The sequence below is a fragment of the Providencia sp. PROV210 genome, assembly GCF_028479445.1.
Lineage (GTDB): Bacteria > Pseudomonadota > Gammaproteobacteria > Enterobacterales > Enterobacteriaceae > Providencia > Providencia rustigianii.
This window is the reverse complement of the sequence record NZ_JAMPNQ010000005.1, coordinates 130849-155014: the sequence shown is the minus strand read 5'-3', so window position 1 is coordinate 155014 and position 24166 is coordinate 130849. Positions and strand designations below refer to the sequence as shown.

At 42.7% G+C, this 24166-nt stretch carries 18 protein-coding genes; 7 read left to right on the top strand and 11 right to left on the bottom strand.

Translation table 11 applies throughout. From position 1 onward, the window contains the following. Positions 1–89: 89 nt before the first annotated feature. The 5 genes from serS to lrp form a co-directional block, all read right to left on the bottom strand. Entirely contained in the window at positions 90–1382 is a 1293-nt protein-coding gene (gene serS / locus PR761_RS04850; RefSeq protein WP_006813603.1) for a serine--tRNA ligase, read from the bottom strand. Positions 1383–1485: 103 nt separating this feature from the next. Further along, positions 1486–2829, bottom strand: a complete 1344-nt coding sequence (locus PR761_RS04845; RefSeq protein ID WP_006813604.1) for a replication-associated recombination protein A — start codon at positions 2827–2829, stop codon at positions 1486–1488. A gap of 25 nt (positions 2830–2854) precedes the next feature. Then, positions 2855–3475, bottom strand: coding sequence for an outer membrane lipoprotein chaperone LolA (gene lolA / locus PR761_RS04840; protein ID WP_006813605.1), 621 nt, complete (start codon positions 3473–3475; stop codon positions 2855–2857). 88 nt (positions 3476–3563) lie between these two features. Continuing rightward, positions 3564–7247 carry a DNA translocase FtsK 4TM domain-containing protein gene (locus PR761_RS04835; protein WP_272519336.1) on the bottom strand — a complete coding sequence of 1228 codons (3684 nt, stop codon included), beginning with the start codon at positions 7245–7247 and terminating at the stop codon, positions 3564–3566. Between the two features lie 425 nt (positions 7248–7672). Continuing rightward, positions 7673–8167, bottom strand: coding sequence for a leucine-responsive transcriptional regulator Lrp (gene lrp, locus PR761_RS04830; protein ID WP_154611022.1), 495 nt, complete (start codon positions 8165–8167; stop codon positions 7673–7675). 536 nt (positions 8168–8703) lie between these two features. Here lrp and trxB point away from each other — a divergent pair. The 6 genes from trxB (at position 8704) to infA (ending at position 16426) form a co-directional block, all read left to right on the top strand. Further along, positions 8704–9666: a thioredoxin-disulfide reductase gene (gene trxB / locus PR761_RS04825; RefSeq protein ID WP_006813609.1), complete on the top strand. Its 963-nt coding sequence runs from the start codon at positions 8704–8706 to the stop codon at positions 9664–9666. A gap of 142 nt (positions 9667–9808) precedes the next feature. Next, positions 9809–11491, top strand: coding sequence for a DUF7057 domain-containing protein (locus tag PR761_RS04820; protein ID WP_154611021.1), 1683 nt, complete (start codon positions 9809–9811; stop codon positions 11489–11491). A 333-nt stretch (positions 11492–11824) separates the two neighbouring features. Continuing rightward, positions 11825–13591: a heme ABC transporter permease/ATP-binding protein CydD gene (gene cydD / locus PR761_RS04815; RefSeq protein ID WP_154611020.1), complete on the top strand. Its 1767-nt coding sequence runs from the start codon at positions 11825–11827 to the stop codon at positions 13589–13591. 2 nt (positions 13592–13593) lie between these two features. Continuing rightward, positions 13594–15336: a heme ABC transporter ATP-binding protein/permease CydC gene (cydC, locus tag PR761_RS04810; protein ID WP_154611019.1), complete on the top strand. Its 1743-nt coding sequence runs from the start codon at positions 13594–13596 to the stop codon at positions 15334–15336. Between the two features lie 8 nt (positions 15337–15344). Then, complete coding sequence (aat, locus tag PR761_RS04805) at positions 15345–16064, top strand: leucyl/phenylalanyl-tRNA--protein transferase (RefSeq protein ID WP_006813613.1); 720 nt, start codon at positions 15345–15347, stop codon at positions 16062–16064. Positions 16065–16207: 143 nt separating this feature from the next. Beyond that, entirely contained in the window at positions 16208–16426 is a 219-nt protein-coding gene (infA, locus tag PR761_RS04800; protein WP_006813614.1) for a translation initiation factor IF-1, read from the top strand. Positions 16427–16490: 64 nt separating this feature from the next. Here infA and clpA read toward each other — a convergent pair whose 3' ends face one another. Next, entirely contained in the window at positions 16491–18776 is a 2286-nt protein-coding gene (gene clpA / locus PR761_RS04795; RefSeq protein WP_006813615.1) for an ATP-dependent Clp protease ATP-binding subunit ClpA, read from the bottom strand. Positions 18777–18807: 31 nt separating this feature from the next. Beyond that, positions 18808–19128, bottom strand: a complete 321-nt coding sequence (clpS, locus tag PR761_RS04790; RefSeq protein WP_006813616.1) for an ATP-dependent Clp protease adapter ClpS — start codon at positions 19126–19128, stop codon at positions 18808–18810. 410 nt (positions 19129–19538) lie between these two features. Here clpS and cspD point away from each other — a divergent pair, with 410 nt between their 5' ends. Then, positions 19539–19778: a cold shock domain-containing protein CspD gene (gene cspD / locus PR761_RS04785; protein ID WP_006812622.1), complete on the top strand. Its 240-nt coding sequence runs from the start codon at positions 19539–19541 to the stop codon at positions 19776–19778. A 94-nt stretch (positions 19779–19872) separates the two neighbouring features. Here cspD and PR761_RS04780 read toward each other — a convergent pair whose 3' ends face one another. From PR761_RS04780 to PR761_RS04765, 4 genes are all read right to left on the bottom strand, one after another. Further along, entirely contained in the window at positions 19873–20802 is a 930-nt protein-coding gene (locus tag PR761_RS04780; RefSeq protein ID WP_039853963.1) for a DUF1177 domain-containing protein, read from the bottom strand. A 227-nt stretch (positions 20803–21029) separates the two neighbouring features. Beyond that, on the bottom strand, positions 21030–21776 hold the full coding sequence (locus tag PR761_RS04775) for an IclR family transcriptional regulator (protein ID WP_006812624.1): 747 nt from the start codon (positions 21774–21776) through the stop codon (positions 21030–21032). After that, positions 21773–22606: a nitrilase-related carbon-nitrogen hydrolase gene (locus PR761_RS04770; RefSeq protein ID WP_154611018.1), complete on the bottom strand. Its 834-nt coding sequence runs from the start codon at positions 22604–22606 to the stop codon at positions 21773–21775. Before PR761_RS04770 ends, PR761_RS04775 begins: the two co-directional genes overlap by 4 nt. Before the next feature lie 10 nt (positions 22607–22616). After that, positions 22617–23963 carry a purine-cytosine permease family protein gene (locus PR761_RS04765; RefSeq protein ID WP_154611017.1) on the bottom strand — a complete coding sequence of 449 codons (1347 nt, stop codon included), beginning with the start codon at positions 23961–23963 and terminating at the stop codon, positions 22617–22619. Positions 23964–24166 lie beyond the last annotated feature (203 nt).

The window sequence follows — 24166 nt, the reverse complement described above, 5'->3', positions numbered from 1 at the left end:
CGCTTTTTTATTGCTATTTTTCAGTAGCTTTAATACAAAAAAGCCGCCACTGCGAACAGGGACGGCTTTCAATAAAGAGCTTATATCGGTTAACCGATATACTCTAATCCATTCATATATGGACGTAATACTTCTGGCACTTGAATACGACCATCTGCTTGCTGGTAGTTTTCCAGCACCGCGACTAAAGTACGGCCTACCGCTAAACCAGAACCATTCAATGTATGAACCAGTTGGGTTTTCTTGTCACTCTTACCACGGAAACGCGCTTGCATACGGCGAGCTTGGAAGTCCCACATATTTGAGCAAGAAGAGATTTCACGGTATGTATTTTGTGCAGGTAACCAAACTTCTAAATCATAGGTTTTGCGTGAACCAAACCCGATGTCACCGGTGCACAGGATCACTTTACGGTATGGTAGTTCCAGTAATTGCAGAACTTTTTCTGCATGACCCGTTAATTCTTCCAGTGCTTCCATTGATTTTTCTGGGTGCACAATCTGCACTAATTCGACTTTATCAAATTGGTGCATACGGATCAGACCACGAGTATCACGACCGTAAGAACCGGCTTCAGAACGGAAACATGGTGTATGTGCCGTCATTTTCAGTGGAAGAGCATCTTCATCTAAAATTTCGTCACGAACCAAGTTAGTCACTGGAACTTCTGCCGTTGGGATCAGCGCATAAGTGCTACTATCCGCTTCTTCTTCCAATGGTTTAGTGTGGAATAAGTCTTCACCAAATTTAGGTAATTGGCCTGTCCCATATAGTGTATCGTGGTTCACTAAATAAGGAACATACAGCTCTTGGTAACCATGCTTTTCAGTGTGTAAATCCAGCATAAATTGAGCCAATGCACGATGCATACGCGCAATTTGACCTTTCATTACAACAAAGCGAGCACCTGTTAGTTTCACCGCCGCAGGGAAGTCTAAACCACCTGCTAATTCACCTAAACTAACGTGATCTTTTACTTCGAAATCGTATTGACGAGGCTCACCCCAACGCGCAACTTCTACGTTGTCAGAATCGTCTTTACCGTCTGGAACCTGATCATCAGGAATATTCGGGATACTCAATGCAATATCACGGATTTCTTGTTGAAGCTTCTCTAACTCTGCTTTAGCAGTATCCAATTTTTCGCCTAATTGGTTCACTTCCAAGCGTAATGGCTCAATATCTTCACCACGCGCTTTGGCAGCACCAATCGTTTTCGATCGCGAGTTACGGTCTGCTTGCAGGGTTTCAGTTTCAACTTGTAAAACTTTGCGGCGCTCTTCTAATTCACGCAGCTTTTCCACATCAAGGGTAAAACCCCTGCGAGCCAGTTTTGTAGCAACCGCGTCTAGCTCCGTACGCAGTAAATTTGGATCGAGCATGCTTATCCTGTGATTTTGTTAGTAAATAATGGGACCTGATATAATGCGCTCCGGCATTATATATAAATTATTTTTGCTTTATAACCTTACCCCATTGCCCAGTTTAGCGATAGCGTTTTGTTACGCTAATTTGATCCTGTTGGGCTAACCAGTCGAGTTTTTCGGCAATTTTAGTTTCTAATCCGCGAGAAGTCGGATAGTAATAGCGGGTCGTCTTCATCGGCTCTGGGAAATAGTTTTCACCGGCAGCATAAGCATTAGCTTCATCGTGAGCATAGCGATACTCTTTCCCCACACCTAATTCTTTCATCAGTTTTGTTGGCGCATTTCTTAAATGTTCAGGGACATCATAATCAGGTTGCATCTGAGCATCTTTGATTGCCGCTTTATACGCGGTATAGACGGCATTACTTTTCGGTGCACAAGCTAAATAGACTATTGCTTGAGCAATCGCCCTCTCACCTTCTGCAGGACCTACTCGAGTAAAACAGTCCCATGCGGAAATCGCGACCTGCATGGCTCGCGGATCTGCATTACCAACATCTTCAGAGGCAATGGCTAATAAACGACGCGCCACATACAAAGGATCACCACCTGCGGTAATAATTCTTGCATACCAATACAGCGCAGCATCTGGGGCAGAGCCTCGCACCGATTTATGAAGCGCCGATATTAAATCGTAATAGCGATCGCCTTTATTATCGAAACGTACTGCCCGCTCACCGCTAACCTCTTTGAGTAAATCAGAGGTTAAAACTCGCTGACCTTGGCTATCAGCTTCAGCCATGTCCGCCATCATTTCCAGCAGATTTAACGAGCGCCGAGCATCACCATTGACTAACTGAGCAATCATTTTTCGGGTGCTATCAGGTAGGATAATGTTTTGCCCACCTAATCCACGGGTGCTATCACTCAATGCTTGAAGTAAAACATCTTCAATTTCACTCTCATCCAATGATTTCAATAAATAAACTCGCGCACGCGATAGCAATGCTGAATTGAGTTCAAAAGAGGGGTTTTCTGTCGTCGCACCGATAAAGGTAATCGTGCCATCTTCAATATGTGGTAAAAATGCATCTTGCTGGCTTTTATTAAAGCGGTGAACCTCATCCACAAACAAAATAGTTCTGCGCCCTGCACTGAGATTTTGGCGTGCTTTCTCAATGGACTCTCGGATCTCTTTTATGCCTGACGTGACCGCTGAAAGGCGTTCAATATCAGCTTGTGCATAGTGCCCAATAATTTCAGCTAACGTCGTTTTACCGGTTCCCGGTGGTCCCCATAGGATCATTGAGTGTAAATGACCGGCCTTAATTGCTCGAGGCAAAGGTTTACCCTGAGCAAGTAAATGCTTTTGACCGATATATTGCTCAAGAGACTCTGGCCGCATACGCGCGGCCAGAGGTTGGAATTCATTTTGTGAAAAATCGAGAGAGAGGTTTCCCACTATGTCCCCTTTTACCGCCTATTCATTAGTGAGCCTTAGAACGCTGGTCATCTAATGTGACACCTTTCGGTACCGTAAATTTAAATTTGCTTGGATCAACAGCACCATTTTTTTGCTGTTTTAATTGATAAGCGCTGGTTTGCCCATCTTGCTCAACTGCCGCAAACTTCTCAATGGTACCTTGTGGGTTAACTGTAATAGAGAAGCTTTTCAGCGTGCCATTAGTCTGTTTTGGTTTTAAATCAAAATTATTACCCTGCTGGATAATAGAATACTGTTTCCAATCTTGCGGATTGTTACGTGTAATCAGTAAAAATGGCGTATCTTGGGTCGCATCCGACAAATTAGTGACCGTCACTTGCTCAACAAATGGGTTATAAAACCATAAGTTTTTACCATCTGATACTAAGACACTTTCATCTGGCGATGTCATATTCCAGTTAAATAAATTAGGTCGCTCTATCCACAAGTCACCAACACCTTCTTGGATCAAGTCGCCTTCAGGACTGGTGACTTTCTGTGTAAAACTGGCTTGGAAACTATTGACCTTACTCAGTCGATCCTGAAGGTCTTGACTCGCATCCGCCAATACTTGGCCTACGTTTAAACTTAGGGCTAACGCACCTAATAACATCATTTTTTTCATCGAACAGAGACCTTTAAATTAATACCTCAAGAAGCGTTGTATCTTTATACACCCCTTGAATTAAACCAGCAATTGGGAGATTTCTTTATTAATGTCCCATCGATGGAGGAGCTAATACTTCACGGTTACCATTATGTCCAGGCTCACTGACAATTCCTTGGTTTTCCATTTGCTCCACAATACGAGCAGCACGGTTATAACCAATACGGAACTGACGCTGTACACCAGAGATTGATACCCGTTGCTTCTCAACAACAAACTCAACAGCTTGGTCAAACAGTGGATCAAGCTCTTCATCACCACTGTCATAACCGCCAGCACCATCACTGTCGTCACTGCATGAAGTGATGCTATCAATATACTGAGGTTTACCACGAGCTTTCCAATCATTCACAACAGCATGAACTTCTTGGTCACGAACAAACGCACCGTGTACGCGCATTGGAATTGATGAGTTCGGTGGAAGATAAAGCATATCCCCCATTCCTAGCAGAGATTCCGCGCCACCTTGGTCAAGTATGGTTCGTGAGTCAATTTTGCTGGATACGGTGAATGCAATACGCGTTGGAATATTTGCTTTAATTAACCCCGTAATAATGTCCACTGAAGGGCGCTGAGTGGCCAAAACAAGGTGAATTCCCGCAGCACGTGCTTTTTGTGCTAAACGCGCAATCAGCTCTTCCACTTTTTTCCCTGCGGTCATCATCAAGTCGGCAAATTCATCCACCATCACCACGATGTAAGGCTCTTTTTTCAATGTTGGATGTTCAATATCCATGCTATCGCCCGGCTTCCAGAATGGATCAGGGATTGGTCGATTCATCTCTGCCGCTGCTTTGATTTTATCGTTATAACCAGCAAGGTTACGAACGCCTAGTGCGGACATCAGTTTATAGCGTCGTTCCATTTCGTTGACACACCAACGCAGGGCATTGGCAGCATCTTTCATGTCGGTTACGACCTCAGTGAGCAGATGAGGAATACCTTCATAGATGGATAATTCCAACATTTTAGGGTCGATCATAATAAAGCGCACATCTTCAGGTTTCGCTTTATACAAAATACTGAGGATCATGGCGTTGACCCCAACAGATTTACCTGAGCCCGTTGTACCCGCGACAAGTAAGTGAGGCATTTTAGCTAAATCGGCAACGACTGGGTCGCCTTCAATATCTTTACCTAACACGATAGTCAGCGGCGATGGATTCTTTCTAAAATCATCGCAATCTAAGACTTCGCGTAAATAAACAGTTTGGCGTTTTTCATTAGGGAGTTCTAAACCAACATACGGCTTGCCCGGAATCACTTCAACAACACGCACAGCGGTGGTTGATAACGAACGAGCAAGATCTCGCGATAATGTTGAGATGCGCGCCGCTTTTACGCCCGGTGCTAAATCTAACTCAAAACGGGTAATCACTGGACCAGGAGAGAAGCCAACGACTTCCGCTTTCACGCGATAGTCATTTAAGCGTGCTTCAATCAATCTTCCCGTTTGCTCCAACTTGAACATATCCACCGGCTCTTCTTGCTCTGGCGGACTCGCTAGCAAGTCGAGGGAAGGCATAGGTGTCGTTGGCTTTGGCAACGGTTGGTCGTTACGGACTAAAAATGGATGGAATAAACTATCCTGCTGTGGCTGTTGCGGCTGTTGCGGCTGTTGCGGCTGTTGCGGCTGTTGCGGCTGTTGCGGCTGTTGCGGCTGTTGCGGCTGTTGCGGCTGTTGCGGCTGCGCAAAAGTTTGAGCCGGTTCAGAAGTATTTGCAACATTAAAATTATTTACAGGTGCTTCTGGTGGGATAGACACAGGAGGTGCAGTAAATGATGGCATAAATATCGGTGTGGTAGGCTCATCATCGATGAGATCATCCACAGGAGAAAAATCTTCTAAAACTGAAAATGATGAGCTTAAATCAATTTTTGGCTCTAAATCATCGTATTCACTTTCTAATGTCGGTTCATCATCTACATGAGCAGTAAAGTGATGAATATTTGATGGCTGGCTATATGCTGCTGGCGCTACAGTGATCTCATCCGATTCAGATGCAGATGGCCAACGATGCTCAATGTTAGGTTGAGTATATGAAGACGTATATACCTGGGGTATTTCCGGCTGTGGCTCAGCCTGTACTGAATGAGGCGGTGTCTCTAAGCTATGGTCATCAGAATCAATTTCACCATAACGCTGACGTTGTTGCTCCATAAATTGAAGACTTAGTAATCGTTCTTGATCTAACTCTTCGTCCGTTTTTACCTCTTCATTCCCAGGCTCTTCAGCTGAAGTCTGTTGCTGATAGGTTTGTTCACGCTGAGATGCTTCTTCTTGGCGGCGCTGCAATTCAGCATCACGCAGAGAAGGAATACGAATACCATATAATTCGCGACGAGTTGGCAAGCGTACCGGATTTGGACGCGGTAACTCTGGCTCCATATTTTTCTTAACTTGCGCATGACGATCCATTGCTGCAATCGAGATACCTGCCGCTGCCAACGCCGCTGAGTTAGCAACTCGGTCGGAGACTTCGGATACTAAAGGTTTGCCCAGATCTGAAACCTCCATTCCAACTGCCGGCGTAGATGGTGTCGCAGGCGATGTAAACGAAGGAGTGAACGTTTGTGAGGCCTCAGGCTTCGCGATAACAGGTGCTGTCGGAGTCACTTGTGGCTGTTGATTATATGGTTGTGAATTGAAATGAGTGAGCTCATCCTGCGGCGTAAATACAGAAGGCTCTTTTATCTCATTATAAGCCGCTCGTTCTTCATATTGATTCTGGCTTACCGCAGGTTGCTGATATTGATTATCGACCTGTGATTGTTCATCTTCAGGCGCATTAAAATGATAGGTTTGTGGCTCATCCGTTGCAGAGAAAGTCGGTAACGGTTCATCATCCATCGGCTGTACAACAAATGATGTAGGCTGGGATTGATGGATGCTTGGAGTCACTGCTTGTACATCTTGAGCTAATGGCTGCTTTTCAACTTGTGGTTCGATATCGTCATGAACCAATTCAGCAACAGTCGGTGCTGAAAATAGGACATCATCCATATCAATACTTTGAGCATCATGATTTGCTTGATGTTCGGCCTGCTGAGCACGTTGTAATGCGTCCTCTGTTTCTTCTACATCATAATCATACTCATCCAAATCATCCCCACGAGCACGATTCGTGAGTAATGTAATTGGTAGTAATATTCCAGCGCCCAATTTTTCAGCGATGGTCAACCATGACCATCCCGTAAATAAAGTAAAGCTAATCGCCCATAAAAATAGTAATGCTAGCGTTGCCCCCAAGGAATTAAACCACGGCATGATTGCATTACTAAATACACTACCTATCACTCCGCCTGATGCAAAATTAGGTAAATCATCGAAATTGAGTGCAGCTAAACCGCAAGATGACAGGATTAGGGCTAATCCACCAATAAGGCGTAAAGATAATGAGAAGAAATCAATATAACGGCGCTGGCTCTCATAATGATAAATGGCCCAACAGCCTAATAGCAAAATCGGCGGAATAGCAAAGGCAAGTATGCCAAAAGCAGAAAATAAAATATCGGCGCTCCACGAGCCGATACTGCCCCCTAAATTTTTAACAGGGGCATCCCATGTTGTTTGGGACCAGCTAGGGTCAGAAGGACTAAAGCTCAATAACGCCACCATTAAAAAGATAGCGCTAAGACAGATAGCCAGCAAAATGACCTCTAATAGCCGTCTGCCGCTACTGAGCTTTTTAAATTTGATATATTTATCTTCGGTATATTCTTGGCTCATTATTGTTTCTTTACTGACTGATGTTCTTACAGGCTAATGTTGTTACTGAGTAAGGGGTTACTCTATGATTATTCTACCACTAATCCTCTTAATGTGCCTGCTTTAAGCAGATTAAGGCAAATTAACACATCATAGATCCCATAAGATTCAGTATTTCATCTTACGAATGAGGATTCAAACTCTATTTAAGGTCAAAATTCTTAATTGTTTATAGCTTTAAAATCAATAAATTGAAATGAAAATTTCTGACTATTTTTGAGTATAAGACGATAAATGACTAGATAGTGTTCGAAAGAGAGATCCGCAGGATAACTCATCAGAAATGAATAGCCTAAAACGGAACAACGCTGAGTAAACTCAGCGTTGAAACTGCAGTGTGACAACAATAGGGATTGCTGTGCAGGAATAGGTGGAACAAAGTGAGATTAGCGAGTTTTAATCACTAAACGGTTACTTTGTTTAACTTCTTCCATAACTACATAGGTGCGAGTGTCGTTTACGCCAGGAAGACGTAGCAGGGTTTCACCTAGTAATTTACGATATGCGGACATATCAGGCACACGCGTTTTCAACAGATAGTCAAAATCACCTGATACAAGGTGACACTCTTGAATTTCTTCAAGTTTTTGAACTGCCGTATTGAATTGTTCAAAGACATCTGGCGCACCACGGTTAAGCGTAATTTCCACAAAAACCAGTAATGATGCATCTAAGTAATGAGGGTTTAGTAATGCTGTGTAACCAGAAATAAAACCCTGTCTTTCAAGACGACGGACACACTCTAAACAGGGTGTTGGAGATAAACCAACACGCTTAGATAGTTCTACGTTAGAGATACGCCCATCTTTCTGTAATTCGTTCAGTATGTTCCTGTCAATACGGTCTAGGTCTTTGCCAGGACGCTTTTTATTGTCAATCATCTCTTATCTCTCTTTCTCTAATTGTTATTTTGTACATCTATAAAACCGCACCATCTGATCGCCTACTAATTTACGTTAGTATTCATCTGTGGGCCTATTTTATTCGTAATACTGAAGTTCCCGTGAACTGAAGCCTTGTTCACAATCATCACCATTATTTAGGTTAATGAATGACGTAAAGTTAATTTTCCAGTAAGAACAAAAATGCGCCATTTCCATTGACCTGCTAGATAATTAACTCTTAGATAGATGTTTTCGCAAATGCGCAGCCGATTGTCAAAGTAAATGAATAAAAATCAGTACAAGATTTCGGTTTTTTTTCCAGTAAAACGTTTCGCGGACACAATTCAGGATAATTCCTAAAAATATCACTTCGTGATTAGAGCACTTTCCCTTTCATTTTTTAACTCTTAATTGGTATTGCCTATCAGAAAAATTTGCACTACTCCAATGAATGGTTGGTTAAATCACTTTTGTTAACCCCCTATTTCTCCTACAATCGTGAATATGCTTTTTTGAGACTAAACGAGGAATTCATGAGCACAACCACACATCGCAAGTTAATCATTTTAGGTTCAGGTCCTGCTGGTTATACCGCGGCGGTTTACGCCGCTCGCGCAAATTTACACCCTGCACTGATTACTGGGGTGGAAAAAGGCGGTCAATTAACTACAACCACTGAAGTTGAAAACTGGCCGGGTGATCCTGAGGGCTTAACTGGCCCAGGACTCATGGAACGCATGCAGGCTCATGCTGAAAAATTCGAAACTGAAATCATCAATGACCATATTACTAAAGTTGATTTTCAGCAACGCCCTTTCCGTCTTTTTGGCGATGACACCGAATACACTTGTGACGCATTGATTATCGCGACAGGCGCATCAGCCCGTTACATCGGTTTACCTTCCGAAGAAGCCTTTAAAGGTCGTGGGGTTTCAGCTTGTGCAACTTGTGATGGATTCTTCTATCGCAATCAAAAAGTTGCTGTTGTTGGTGGAGGGAATACGGCGGTTGAAGAAGCATTATACCTGTCCAACATTGCCTCAGAAGTTCATCTCATTCACCGCCGTGATAGCTTTAGAGCTGAAAAAATCCTAATCAATCGCCTAATGGATAAAGTCGAAAACGGTAATATTGTTCTGCACACTGACAATACCTTAGATGAAGTTCTTGGTGACGATATGGGCGTAACTGGCGTTCGTTTACGTTGCACAAAAACAGGTAAAACTGAAGATGTCGCTGTAATGGGCGCATTTATTGCTATTGGTCATAGCCCTAACACGGGGATTTTTGAAGGTCAATTAGTATTAAATAATGGCTACATCAAAGTGCAATCCGGCACTAATGGTAATGCAACTCAAACCTCTGTTGAAGGTATTTTTGCCGCAGGTGATGTAATGGATCATATTTATCGTCAGGCAATTACTTCCGCTGGAACTGGCTGTATGGCGGCATTAGATGCAGAACGTTATCTTGATGGATTAGCAGACAATAAATAATTATTGCCTCTAGAATACTCAAGCGCCTTAATTCCACTAAGGCGCTTTTTTTATTCCCTAATTAGGAGCAAGTTTATATTACGCCTTAAATCCACTCCCTATACTCAATCCGATAACGATACTAATTAAATAAGGGAATTGCATGGATCCACAAACACAAAAAGAGCCGATTAGTCGGCTTGCTTACGTCATTATTTCGATCTTAGCCATCATTCAAGGCATCATCATTACAGCCAATTTGGATTATTCCACGCGTACCAGCATCGAATTAAGCCCAACATTGGCTTACCTACCTCTGATCTTGGCTATCTTTGTACCCTCAGTAATCAGTTTCCTGATTACCAATGCTAAACAATCCGCTTTCTATCTAAACATCATTCTCGTGATTGTTCTGGCTTGTTGGATTAATACTTGGCAAAGCGTAGATTTGGAATATTCCAGCAGTAGGGACCCCTTTTTAGTCGGTGTCACGCTAACTGTGCTAATTTTTTTCTTGTTACCCTGGATGCAGAACTACCAAGCAACAGGGACATGGAAAGCGAATTATGGTTGTTTAGTGGGTTACTATTTTCGTAATACCTTATTCGGTATTACGTCATGTGCCATTGGGGGATTATTAGCGCTTATTGTGAAGCAAGCCAGCTTCTTATTTTCCATTGTAAATCTGTCTGCTCTCAGCCATCTTCTTGACAGCGAATATACACTTTGGGTGGCATTTTTATTGGGATTTAACATCAGCTTGCTATTTCTTCGTGCCAAGCTCGTAATGCAGTTGAATAATATAGTCCGATACTTCTCTCTATTTTTCTTACCACTACTCAGCGTTGTTGCCATTATTTTCTTAATTGGCTTCGTTATATCGCTAGCAACAAATGTGCGTTTTACCTCTTCTGAATTAGGTTCAGGCACAATGCTTGGCTTTATCATTTTAAATGTCATTTTTATTAATGCCGTCTATGGTGATGGAACCCATCGTCAGCAATTTGGTGTCATTTTTAATAGTTTTGTACTGACTAGCATTGTGTTATTAAACGCATTTTCAGCCCTTTCGCTATATGGCATTTTAGTTCGTGTGAATCAATACAGTTGGAGTGTGAGCCGCCTGTATGCATTTACCATCGCGATATTCCTAGCATTAATCATCCTCTCCTACAGTATTGCCATCCTTCTCAAAAGACAGAGTTGGTCACTTTCCTTAGGTTCTATCAACAAAGTGGCAATAAGCAGCTTGATTGGCATTATCCTCATCATTAATAGTCCAATTGCGAATTTCGAAAAGATCACAGTCAACAGCATGATGTCTGCAATTGAGCAAGGAAAAATTAAGATTAACCGTACCTTGGGTTACGACCTAGAAAACCTCGGTAAACGAGGCCAAGACGCGCTCGCAAAACTGAACCAAAATCCTGAATATCAAATGCTATTGAAAACCAGTGACTATTCACCAGAAAATCAAAAGTTGCTGAAAGATGTTTTAGTGATGGCGAAAAATAGTAAACCCATCCCTCAAAGTTGGTTTTCCATGGGAGACGATATTAGTGGCAGCTGGTATTGCACCAATTATTATATCCCTCAGAGTTGTCTTGGATTTATGGCAGATGTCAATCAAGATGGTCACGATGACATTGTGATGTGCCATAGTGAAGCTGAGATATCTAACTATGAGTGCATTATTTGGCAATCCACGGCAGACACTTGGAACGTTATCGAAGAGCAGATAACACATTTTGATGATATTCCGAGCAAAAAGGCTGCATGGGACAAACTGCTTAACGGTCAATACCAGTTAAAAACCAAAGCGTGGTTAGAAATTACAACTGAATAAATTAATAGAAATACTTTCTACCTATTCAGAGTTATTTCTTCAATAAAATGTCGGTGGCTTAACAAATCTAAATTAAGCCACCTTATTTTTCATCGATAATAACGGTAACATCCCCCGCTAACTCAAAACCTTTCATATTTAGCTTCATTATAATTTACCTTTATAAAACATATCGATAACAAAAATTGTTCTATTTAAATAACCCGTTTTTATTATGCAACATATCCCTTAGAAGCTGTTATGATAAGGAAAAATGTCGTTAGATTAGGCTTTTTTTTGCCTCGTCTAACAGTACTCAATAACATTAAAACTACACCTGCTAACTAAATCATTATGGATAAATCAAGACAGACTGAATTGGTGCGTTGGTTAAAACAACATAGCGCTCCGGCTAAACGTTGGCTCCGAATTTCTATGCTATTAGGCATTGTAAGTGGTTTACTGATTATTGCTCAAGCTTGGTTCTTGGCTGTAATCTTACAAGCCCTAATGATGGACCATATCCCCCGAGAACAATTACTCACGGACTTCGCTCTATTGATTAGCGTATTCGCCCTACGAGCTATTGTTCACTATATCCGAGAGCGTGTTGGCTTTCACTGTGGTCAAATTATCAGACAACAGGTTCGAGGGATGGTGTTAGATAAACTCCAAGAATTAGGTCCAGTTTGGGTGAAAGGTAAGCCGGCGGGCAGCTGGGCAACCATCATTTTGGAACAGATTGAAGATATGCAAGATTATTATTCTCGCTATCTACCCCAAATGTATTTAGCAGGGATCATCCCAATCATGATCCTCATTGCCATTTTCCCGTTTAACTGGGTTGCCGGATTAATTCTCTTCGTTACAGCTCCGCTGATCCCCATTTTTATGGCGCTGGTTGGATTAGGTGCCGCGGATGCTAACCGCCGAAACTTCTTAGCATTGAGCCGCTTAAGTGGTAGTTTCCTCGATAGATTACGAGGCTTAGATACCCTACGACTGTTTTTCCGTGGGAAGGCAGAAGTAAACCAAATTCGTGAATCCACTGAAGATTTTCGTTCTAGAACAATGGAAGTTTTGCGCATGGCGTTTTTATCTTCCGCTGTTTTAGAATTTTTTGCGTCTATATCGATCGCCGTCGTGGCTGTTTATTTTGGTTTCTCCTATCTAGGAGAAATCAATTTCGGTAGTTATGGGTTAGGTGTGAGTTTATTTGCCGGTTTCCTTGCGCTCATTTTATCTCCTGAATTTTTCCAACCATTACGTGATTTAGGCACTTACTATCACGCGAAAGCACAAGCCGTAGGCGCAGCCGAATCATTGGTTACTTTACTTGAGAGCCATGGTGAGGAAAAACAGCAACAGGGAAGTTTGGTTCTGGATGACCAACCCATTCGTATTGAAGCCAAACAATTAGAAGTCTTATCCCATGATGGTGTATGCCTTGCTGGTCCCCTCGATTTTACTATCGAACCACAGCAACGTATTGCTTTAGTAGGGCAAAGTGGTGCTGGTAAAAGCTCCCTACTCAACTTATTACTTGGCTTCTTACCTTATCGTGGCTCCATTACCATTAATGGTCACGAGCTAAGCCAACTGCAACCTGAACAATGGCGAGCACTGGTAGGCTGGGTAGGTCAAAATCCACATTTACCCGAACAAACTTTGGTTGAGAATATCTGTTTAGGCAAGCCGGAGGCTTCTGACAAGGAAATTCAATCTGCGATTGAAAAAGCCTACGTAGCTGAATTTGTACCCAATCTACCGGATGGTTTAAATACCCGCCTTGGTGACTATGCCGCTCGATTATCGGTCGGGCAAGCTCAACGTGTCGCTGTAGCCCGTGTATTATTAAAACCTTCTCGTCTACTCTTATTAGATGAGCCGGCGGCAAGTTTAGATGCCCACAGCGAACAACGCGTTATGGAGACTCTGAATCAGTTATCTGCTCAGCAAACTACTTTGTTAGTCACGCATCTATTGGAAGAAACCGTCGGCTATGACCAAATTTGGGTGATGGCAAATGGGCAAATAATTCAACGTGGCAATTATCAACAACTGAGTCAATCTGAAGGGCCTTTTGCCCAACTACTTGCTCACCGTCATGAGGAGCTCTAAAAATGAAAGTATTATTACCTTTTTTAGCGCTTTATCGCCGCCATTGGTTCTTAATTTCATTAGGGATTATTCTGGCTATTGTCACGTTACTCGCCAGTATTGGGCTTCTCACGCTATCGGGTTGGTTTTTAGCAGGTACAGCGATTGTCGGTTTCCCCGGAATTTATTTCTTTAACTACATGCTCCCCGCCGCGGGTGTTCGTGGAGCCGCCATATTCCGTACAGCGGGACGCTACGCTGAACGTTTAGTGAGCCATGACGCAACGTTTAAAGTTTTAGCTCATTTACGTGTTTTCGCCTTCAGTAAAGTTCTACCGTTATCTCCCGGCGGGATCAGCCGTTTTCGCCAAGGAGATCTACTCAATAGATTAGTGGCGGATGTCGAAACCCTCGACCATCTCTATTTACGCGTATTATCACCAATCATTACCGCGTTCTTCGTCACCTTTGTCCTGATTTTTGGATTAAGTTTCCTCGATCCTCGTCTTGCATGGGTGCTCGGTGGTGTCATGCTATTTTTACTGTTCACCATGCCATGGGTATTTTATCGTGCAGGAAAACCAATTGGACGTGAGCTAACTGAATTGCGTAGCAATTATCGCACCGTCTTAACATCCGCATTGCAAGGGCAAGCTGAATTGGCGCTCTTTGGTGCAACCGAACGCTTCCGCCAGCATTTATTCGCCATTGAAAGCACTTGGCAAGCTCGTCAGCAGCAGCAAGCAGCGCTGACAGGGTTATCACAGGCAATTATTTTGGCAGCCTCTGGGTTCACTGTAACCCTCTTAATGTGGATGGCTGCGGAACATGTGGGTGGAAATACTCAACCTGGAGCCTTAATCGCCCTCTTCGTCTTCTGTGCCCTTGCCGCATTTGAAGCATTAGGTCCGGTTGCCGTTGCTTTCCAACATATGGGGCAAGTTATTGCCTCTGCTACTCGCGTTTCCCAGTTGATGCATGCAAAACCTGAAGTAACCTTCAAGCCTGACGGTAAAAATCTCGATAATTTAGAAAGCTTAGTTATCGACAATGTGAGTTTTACCTACCCAGAGCAACCTTTTGCTGTTTTAAAAAACGTGTCACTGTCATTAAATAAAGGTCAACATCTCGCTTTATTAGGGAAAACGGGTTGTGGTAAATCAACCTTACTTCAACTGCTGACTCGTGCATGGGATGTGGATAGCGGAACAATTTCAATTAATGGGCAATCTATCCAAGAATACAGTGAGCTAACGCTGCGTAGCATCATGTCGGTGGTTCCACAACGTGTCCATGTATTCAGCGATACACTGCGTAATAACTTGCTAATCGCAAATGAACGCGCGACTGATGAGCAACTCATTGATGTGTTAACTCAGGTTGGCTTAGATAATTTATTGGATAATCAGCTGAAACTAAACGCTTGGATGGGTGAAGGTGGTCGTCAACTGTCTGGTGGCGAACAACGCCGCTTAGGTATCGCTCGGGCACTGCTGCATGATACCCCACTAATCTTAATGGATGAGCCAACTGAGGGCTTAGATGCACAAACAGAGCAACAAATACTCAGCTTATTGAAACAAAAATGTGCGGATAAAACGCTGATCGTGATCACCCATCGTATGCAAGGTTTAGAGCTGATGGATACTATCTGTGTGATGGATAATGGCGAAATCATTGAACAAGGTTCTCACCAACAACTGTTAACTGCACAAGGTCGTTATTATCAGTTCCGTCAGCGTCATTTGGTTCAACAGACCCACTAAGGTGAGCCATGTACCAACTCGATGATGATTCTTATCTGTTTCCTCCCGTATCCGAAGCGATGCGGGAACCTAATGGTTTACTGGCCATTGGTGGCGACCTTTCGTCTAGAAGACTACAATCTGCATACTATGATGGAATTTTTCCGTGGTTTAACCCCGGTGAAGTTCCTCTCTGGTGGTCCCCCGATCCGCGAGCAGTTTTAAAAGTTGGTGACTTACATATTAGTCGCTCAATGAAAAAAACCTTAAAAAAGTCGCCGTATCGGATTACGATTAACCACGCTTTTCAGCAAGTCATTGAAGCTTGTGCAATTAGAGCAGAAGGAACATGGATTTTACCTTCCGTTAGAGCAGGTTACATTGCATTACATGAAGAAGGTATCGCTCACTCCATTGAAGCTTGGCATGGCGATAAGTTAGTCGGTGGGCTGTATGGCGTTAACGTAGGACACCTATTTTGTGGTGAATCGATGTTCAGTAGAATGAATGATGCATCCAAATGTGCTTTTATTACATTCTATTTTCATTTTTTGCGCTATAATGGGCAACTTTTTGATTGTCAGGTACTTAACCACCACACCGCCTCACTCGGCGCAAAAGAAATATCCCGTAGGGATTTTTTGCATATTCTTTATCGGTGGCGCGACCAACGGATCAACCCAGCTTGCTGGTTACCGCAGTCAATAGATTTGCCGAAATCATTTGAAATATCACCACTTTATAAGTGAAACTTGATGATATTTCAGTAACTTTATTCCCATTATCACTAAAGAAAGATCGCTTTAAAATGCGACACTTCTTTACTTAGTGTGGGTTTTTGGGCATTATCTTGCCCGTAAAAAACCACGGTTATTAGACTTTAGAGGATTAGATGGCCAAAGAAGACAATATTGAAATGCAGGGAACTGTTTTGGATACCCTGCCAAATACAATGTTCCGCGTTGAACTGGAAAATGGTCACGTTGTGACTGCTCATATCTCAGGTAAAATGCGTAAAAACTACATCCGCATTCTGACAGGCGACAAGGTCACTGTTGAATTAACACCTTATGACCTGACCAAAGGCCGCATTATTTTCCGTAGCCGCTGATTTCTCTCTTCAGGCAAGGCCTGACATGACCACAGGTGCATAAGACACCTGTGGTATTATTTTGTCAGATTACCGCATCCTCCGGAGAGGCCTTGTGCACGCTATTGAAGCTGTATGTCAGTGTGTTACTTGTTTCATCAAGCCCGATACTCACCGAGCCACCATTCGTTAACGAGCCAAATAATAGTTCGTTTGCCAACGGTTTTTTCAGGTTATCCTGAATAATGCGAGCCATAGGTCGGGCACCCATTGCCTTGTCATAACCTTTTTCACACAACCAACGACGAGCGCTTTGGCTCACTTCAATCGATACCCCTTTATCATCCAACTGAGCTTGAAGTTCAACAATAAACTTATCAACTACTTGGGTAATAATTTCAGGTGACAGCGAGTTAAACCAAATTATACCGTCTAAACGGTTACGGAATTCCGGTGAAAATGTCTTTTTGATTTCAGACATGGCATCGGTGCTGTTATCTTGATCCGCAAAACCAATAGAACGGCGCTGGGTTTCTTGCACACCAGCATTCGTCGTCATCACCACAATCACATTACGGAAGTCAGCCTTGCGACCGTTATTATCCGTTAACGTACCGTGATCCATCACCTGCAACAGGATATTAAACACGTCAGGATGCGCTTTTTCGATCTCATCTAACAGTACCACAGAGTGTGGGTGTTTGATGACCGCATCAGTGAGTAAGCCACCTTGATCAAATCCGACATATCCCGGAGGTGCACCAATTAATCGGCTAACCGTATGGCGCTCCATATATTCAGACATATCAAAGCGCAGCAACTTCACATCCAGTGCTTTCGCTAGCTGTACCGTAACTTCAGTTTTACCAACTCCCGTTGGTCCTGCGAATAAGAATGAGCCAACAGGCTTGTGATCTAAGCCAAGACCCGCACGATTCATTTTGATCGCTTCGGTCAATGCTTCAATCGCCTTATCTTGTCCAAAGACCAGCATCTTCAATCGAGAATCTAAAGTTCTCAAACGATCTTTATCGCTAGAAGAGACTGTTTTTTCAGGGATACGAGCAATACGAGCCACGACCGTTTCGATTTCAGGAACGCCGATGGTTTTCTTGCGTTTACTTGGCGCCACTAAACGCGTTCTCGCTCCTGCTTCATCAATAACATCAATTGCCTTATCAGGCAGATGCCGGTCTGTAATGTATTTAACCGATAAATCGACAGCCGCCTGAATAGCTTTCGCGGTGTAACGAACATCATGGTGAGCTTCATATTTAGGTTTCAAACCATTAATAATCCTCACCGTCTCTTCCGGCGATGGCTCCACAATATCAATTTTTTGGAAGCGACGAGCTAATGCGCGGTCTTTCTCAAAAATATTGCTGAACTCTTGATAAGTGGTGGAACCCATAACACGAATACGACCACTCGAGAGTAATGGCTTGATTAAGTTCGCTGCATCAACCTGACCACCCGAAGCTGCGCCAGCACCGATAATAGTGTGGATTTCATCAATAAACAGAATGCTTTTGGGATCTTTTTCTAACATTTTCAGTAGCGCTTTAAATCGTTTTTCAAAGTCACCACGGTATTTTGTTCCCGCCAACAATGAGCCTATATCTAAGGAATAGATCGTACACTCCTTCATAACATCAGGAACATCATTCTGCTCAATGCGCCATGCCAGACCTTCAGCAATAGCTGTTTTACCAACCCCTGATTCTCCGACTAACAACGGATTATTTTTGCGACGGCGACACAGTACTTGAATAGTACGCTCTAATTCAGCCTGTCGTCCTACCAGCGGGTCGATATTACCTTTCTTAGCTTGCTGGTTAAGGTTGGTCGTGAAGTTGTCCATATGGTCTTCTGAGACTGGCTGTTCTTCACTTGGTGGCATATTATTAGATGCATCAGATTCTGAAGATGACGAATCCTCACCTTTAATCGTGCCATGGGAAATATAATTAACGATATCGAGGCGGCTAACATCATGTTTACGTAATAAGTAGGCCGCTTGAGACTCTTGTTCACTAAAAATAGCCACCAGCACATTAGCGCCAGTTACTTCATTGCGTCCAGAGGATTGAACGTGAAAAACAGCACGTTGCAATACTCGCTGGAAACTAAGCGTTGGCTGAGTATCTCGAGTATCATTTTCAGGTAATAGAGGTGTAGTTTGAGCAATAAAATGCTCGAGTTCTTGCCTCAAAGCAACAAGGTCAACTTTACATGCCTCTAAGGCTTCCCGTGCAGAAATATTGCTTAATAATGCTAGCAATAGGTGCTCCACAGTCATAAATTCATGCCGACTGTCTTTCGCCCGAGTAAAAGCGACATTTAGACTAAGCTCCAGTTCTTGATTGAGCATAAGCACCTCCCCAAATTGATATTAAGACTATTCAGACTTTCTCTATAGTACACAATAAAGGATATTCATGTTCCCTTGCAAAGGCATTAACTTGAGCTGCTTTTGTCTCTGCAACTTCCGCCGTATAAACACCACAGCTGCCCTTGCCTTGAAAATGCACATCTAACATTATTTGTGTAGCGCGTTCTTCATCAAAAGAAAAGAATTTTTGTAACACTTCCACAACAAAATCCATCGGCGTGTAATCATCATTATTTAACAGTACTTTATACATCGATGGAGGCTGGAGTGTTTGTTCGACCTCATTTTTAAAAATCGTGTCAGTTTTAAATGTGCCCAGAAAATCGCTCATTACTTTAATTGCTCAGTATTCTTGCTCAGTGTGGAAATACAATTTAAGCATAGTCTTTATTATCAATGGTATCCATTAGTCAAATGGACGATCAATAAAGCTAGACTCCCAACGAGTTTTTATCTGCTATTTGTAAGCTAACTCTCAGTTTATGACAGTGTACCATGTAAAGTGCGATAACTTACATGACCAATATTCTGTGATCCACTTCAAATATTACACAAATTAACTTAAAACGCTCATCGGATTATTTTCAGTTTAGCTGAAATGCCAAAATCCGACTCTTGACCAAGTAAAGCTATTTACTACAGTATGAATTGCGAGCGATAAATCTCGTACTTATACCTAGTTTGCATGTGTATTTTATGCATGTATATAAAACAGTGATTGGCAAACTTAAAGGATAAAATATGGATACAGGCACCGTTAAGTGGTTTAACAATGCGAAAGGCTTTGGCTTTATTTGCCCATCAGATGGCGGAGAAGATATTTTTGCTCATTACTCCTGCATTCAAATGGAGGGGTACCGCACACTCAAGGCAGGGCAAAAAGTCAATTTCAGTGTAATCATCGGTCCTAAAGGAAACCATGCTAACGTCATTATTCCCGTTGTGGAAAGTAATGAAGCAATCAAACAACTCGTTGAATAATGATTGAGTAATAGAGCACAGTTAATTATTTTTAAGGGGTAAATAATTAACTGTGGCTATTAGGTATTAAGATAAGTTGCAAAATAAACGATTATTAGTCTGCATCCTGTAAATGCTTCATATCCCCATAAAGTTGGGTCAATAATTGGTACTGTTCCAAATCATAGAAAGAGCATTTACCTTCGCCAAATTCTTTTGCTACCTCAATGATAAACTTCACTGAAGCTGCAATATCAACCTCGTGACTGGATCCGGTAGAACATCCAGGAACAACCGTTTCAGTACAAATCGCAACACCCACTACTGGTGCAAGTGTCGAAACTGCAGGCTGCATGATGCTATTAATATGATGAAGTCCATTACCATAAGGCGTAATATCTTGAATTGACAATGGAAAAGTCACCGCATTTTGCCCACTGCTCCACTCCATTAAGCGTAATAAATCTTCAGATACAGGCAAGATATAACCCGCTTTAACGGTGGGCGAAAGCGCATAGCCTTTATGATTTAACAGTCGATTGCCTTTGGTGGTATCGACTGACAAAATCGCATCCGCTTCAGGGATCCCTTCATATTGATTCATGGTCTGATCTTCAAGAGGAGAATCCATAAAATCAACTGGCGTATGTGGGCGGGTCGGTGCATTTGGACAAATATGCGTGGTGATAATCACATCGCCCAGTAATTTATCGCCTCGTTGCTGCATCTGTGCAAGCTTCAATCCTGCGGTGATCGCGGCAATTGCACCATCAGCATCTGAGACGACACCAACACGAGAAGGTCGTGCACCAATTCCCCCTAAGCGCCCAATAATACCTAATGTTGGTGCTTGATAACCTTTGGATTTACCTTGAGTTCCGGGGATGGTAATGCGGATAAAGTCACTTTGACCTTTACTGTCTGTCACTGTTGTTGAGGTGACTTGTACGGCGGGAAAATCTTGGAACAATTTAACAACATCATTCCCACTAACATTTGCACAATCGAGCAGCTCATAAACACACAGAGTTTGCTTTAGAGTCATTGTACTTCCTTTAATTCTAATTATTTTTTTAGATAGTTTTAGGGCTACTAAGATACCAAAGGGGTATCCGTTCGCCCTGAAAGATTTTAACAAGCGTTAAAACCTTATTTCCTGGTGAAGGCGTATTCACGCACTTTGAATGATATTTAATTATTATTTACTGCGGGTACTCACTACATACTTATGGTGTCTTTACTACTTTTCTTACAAGTATTACCAGTCTTTCACTACTTGGCACTACGTTCTAGCCAATAAGGGTCTCCAACCATACATCCTAGGTAAGAAGCCTTACGGCAAAGATCTTGAGATAGCTGCTCAATAACCTCTTCGGTCATTTGAGATGCTGGAAGACTTAAGCACAAAGCATATAATGTACTTTGTGATGGGTCATAAACTGTACTGGAAACTGAAGCAACTCCAGCAACTGACTCATTGACCGAAAATTCCCAGCCACGCGCTAAAATAATATTCATGCGCTCATCGAGGCTAGCTTGTTGTTCTTCCGACTCTAACTTAATTAATTCTGCGCGTTCATGTACAGGCAATCTCGCCAATAAAGCGCGTCCTGTTGAGGTTCCAGCGATCGGTAAACGAGTACCAGGCTGAGTAATTACCTGTAACATGCTATTGCCGATTCTGGCATGAACCACACGAACTTTGTCTTCATCTAACGCCGAAACATAGCTAGTAAATCCGGAATCTTTCGTCAGGCTATCAAGAGCTTCAAGTGCCATATCAATCAGATGATTCATGCCTCTGGCTCGATGCGCAATCTCCATAACCAATAAACCGGGACGATAAATCGGCGCATTACTCTTTTTTTCTAACAGCCCTAGCTCCGCCATTTGCTTTAATAAGCGAGATGCAGAGCTTTTTGGCATCCCCAACTCATTCACTAATGTTGTCACCGTTAGCTCATTACCTGAGCGTAAAAATAGGCGATAAACATCAACGACGCTAGATAAAATACTCATACCTGAGTTTCCTGAATCAGTAAGCCATAACGTTGTGGCTTTCTATCCCTTAAATAAGGCACACTCAATCGAGTATGTGCCTGAAGACGAAAATCAACTTCACCTATTAATAGCGCTTCGCCATCACAGGTCGCTTCGCATAGAACTTGTCCACGTGGACCCAGTACTTTGCTGCCACCAAATAGATGTAAATCTTCTTCACTCCCCCAGCGATTTACCGCAAGGAGGTGAGTTCCATTTTCCAATGCTCGACATGCCGTATTGATATCCCACATATCCCGATCCTGAACACACCATGCAGATGGTGCAATGAGTAACTCAGCACCTTGCAGGGTAAGAATACGAGCAACTTCAGGGAAACCCATGTCATAACAAATCATGATACCGACTTTGCCTATTGGGGTATCAAATACAGGGAAACTATCCCCGTTTTTAAACCACTGCTTTTCGATACCAAAGGCATGAACTTTACGGAATACGCCGCTAATCGTTTTACAACCGGGATTCCATAGCCCAACAGAGTTATAAACTTCGCCGAGGTAACTTCCTCGTTCTGCAAACCCAGCAACAATAGAGAGATTTAAGCGGGAAGCTAACTCACTGAATAAACAATAAGTTTCGCTTCCTTCGGAATCACTGAAATCCCATAACTTATTGGATAACAAATCGCCGCGATAACCCGTTGTTGCCAATTCAGGAAAGCAAATTAATTTAGCCCCCTGAGCTGCCGCTTGCTCACATAATTGAGCCATGCGTTGCAAATTACGTTGTTTGTTACCCAGCTCAGAATCAAACTGGGCTAATGCCACTTTAACTCTGTTATCTGTCATCCTGTGTTCCTTAATCTAAGTGAGATACTTGGCGAAAATGGACGTTATCTTGTTTACGAGCCTTCGCGAACCAACTCATCGCAACCCAGTAAACAATGGCACCGGTTAACAATGAATTAAGTGCTGGAACACCAATATCTGCACCAAATGGGCCTAATGCCGAGGTTCCCCATCCGACAAGCACAGCCAAACACCATGCAATTAAGGTAATTGGGTTATAAGCTTCACAACGAGTTGGTAAAATCCCCTGTTCACGGGTGATATCCAACTCTTTTCTCTCGCGTTTTAATATGTAGTAATCAACCACCATAATGCCGGCAACCGGTGGGATTGAAATGCCGAGATAAATTAAGAAACTGATAAAGTTATCCAAGATACCTAGCATTGATGCGATGGTACCGAAAATACCAATTACCCATGTTAAATAACGGCGGTCAAAACGTTTATTAAAAATAGCGTTAAGTAATGTTGTAAAACCAAGGGATGAAGAATAGAGATTGATATCGTTCATTTTAATTGTTGAGAAGATAACAATCGATGCACCAAGCAACCCTGTTAACGCCATCATCAAATCAAATACTTGACTAGTGCGTAGTGCAAGAGCCATCAATACCGCAATCATGTTGACGAACAGTTCGCCACAGAAAGTGCCGATCAAAGTCATCCAGAAAACATCTTTAGGCTTATGCATAAAGCGGCTGATGTCTGGTGTCGTGACGGCTGAAATAATAAACCCACCAGCAACCATGGTGATTGCAGCTGGCATAGTCATTAACGGCCCGGCGGGTTCAGTGGCATTAATCAGTGCGCTAATGTCCTGACCTGATAATAAATTATAAGTTGCCCAGCCTAATGCGAATAAAAATAGCGGTGTTGAGATATTCGCGGTAATAGATAAAAATCGATACCCATATACCGTAATAACTGTCACCGCAATACCTGTAATAAGCGACCAGGTCCCTGGTGTTAGCACGTTAGTCGCTTTATACATTCCATCTGCGAAGAAACCATTTTGGACGCCGAACCCCCCCATTAAGGAGATAGCAATCGCTCCCCCAATTAATGCTGAGCCCAACTTTCCAAAACCAGCCCACCGAGACAGTAGACTGATTGACATTCCTTCGCGACAAGCAGCCGCCCCTAAACCCCAACTTACAACTTGTAAAATTACGGAGCCTAGCATGGTCGCCCAAAACGCCTGCCAAAACGTTAATCCATATCCAAGAGCTGCACCTAACATCACTTGCGAAACGCAAGCCAGTGAGCCAATTCTAAGAATTAATACTTCATAAAACGGTCGACGAGCACTTTGGGGTACTCGAGCCAGAGAATAATCTTCACCTGCTTTATTTGCCATGTTCAACGCCTGCTGTGTAAGAGTCTTTGCTTATATTTTATTGGCTTTCTGCAAAGTTCCATTTAATGGAACTAGGTTTCATTTATTCTGTAGTGCGAATGATATCCACGATCGGTACCCAATCGCAAGAAGAATTTATCTTTTTCAGAGCCTTTTTTATTATCGGTTATTTAATTCAGGGGCGATATAGTGGGAATAAAAAC

Excerpts from the sequence above, each read along its gene's own strand:
- PR761_RS04820 (WP_154611021.1), top strand. The coding sequence starts at position 9,809 with ATGGATCCACAAACACAAAAAGAGCCGATTAGTCGGCTTGCTTACGTC.
- clpA (WP_006813615.1), bottom strand. The coding sequence starts at position 18,776 with ATGCTCAATCAAGAACTGGAGCTTAGTCTAAATGTCGCTTTTACTCGG.
- PR761_RS04780 (WP_039853963.1), bottom strand. The coding sequence starts at position 20,802 with ATGACTCTAAAGCAAACTCTGTGTGTTTATGAGCTGCTCGATTGTGCA.
- PR761_RS04775 (WP_006812624.1), bottom strand. The coding sequence starts at position 21,776 with ATGAGTATTTTATCTAGCGTCGTTGATGTTTATCGCCTATTTTTACGC.
- PR761_RS04770 (WP_154611018.1), bottom strand. The coding sequence starts at position 22,606 with ATGACAGATAACAGAGTTAAAGTGGCATTAGCCCAGTTTGATTCTGAG.
- infA (WP_006813614.1), top strand. The coding sequence starts at position 16,208 with ATGGCCAAAGAAGACAATATTGAAATGCAGGGAACTGTTTTGGATACC.
- PR761_RS04765 (WP_154611017.1), bottom strand. The coding sequence starts at position 23,963 with ATGGCAAATAAAGCAGGTGAAGATTATTCTCTGGCTCGAGTACCCCAA.
- aat (WP_006813613.1), top strand. The coding sequence starts at position 15,345 with ATGTACCAACTCGATGATGATTCTTATCTGTTTCCTCCCGTATCCGAA.
- cydC (WP_154611019.1), top strand. The coding sequence starts at position 13,594 with ATGAAAGTATTATTACCTTTTTTAGCGCTTTATCGCCGCCATTGGTTC.
- lolA (WP_006813605.1), bottom strand. The coding sequence starts at position 3,475 with ATGAAAAAAATGATGTTATTAGGTGCGTTAGCCCTAAGTTTAAACGTA.
- PR761_RS04835 (WP_272519336.1), bottom strand. The coding sequence starts at position 7,247 with ATGAGCCAAGAATATACCGAAGATAAATATATCAAATTTAAAAAGCTC.
- trxB (WP_006813609.1), top strand. The coding sequence starts at position 8,704 with ATGAGCACAACCACACATCGCAAGTTAATCATTTTAGGTTCAGGTCCT.
- clpS (WP_006813616.1), bottom strand. The coding sequence starts at position 19,128 with ATGAGCGATTTTCTGGGCACATTTAAAACTGACACGATTTTTAAAAAT.
- serS (WP_006813603.1), bottom strand. The coding sequence starts at position 1,382 with ATGCTCGATCCAAATTTACTGCGTACGGAGCTAGACGCGGTTGCTACA.
- cspD (WP_006812622.1), top strand. The coding sequence starts at position 19,539 with ATGGATACAGGCACCGTTAAGTGGTTTAACAATGCGAAAGGCTTTGGC.
- lrp (WP_154611022.1), bottom strand. The coding sequence starts at position 8,167 with ATGATTGACAATAAAAAGCGTCCTGGCAAAGACCTAGACCGTATTGAC.
- cydD (WP_154611020.1), top strand. The coding sequence starts at position 11,825 with ATGGATAAATCAAGACAGACTGAATTGGTGCGTTGGTTAAAACAACAT.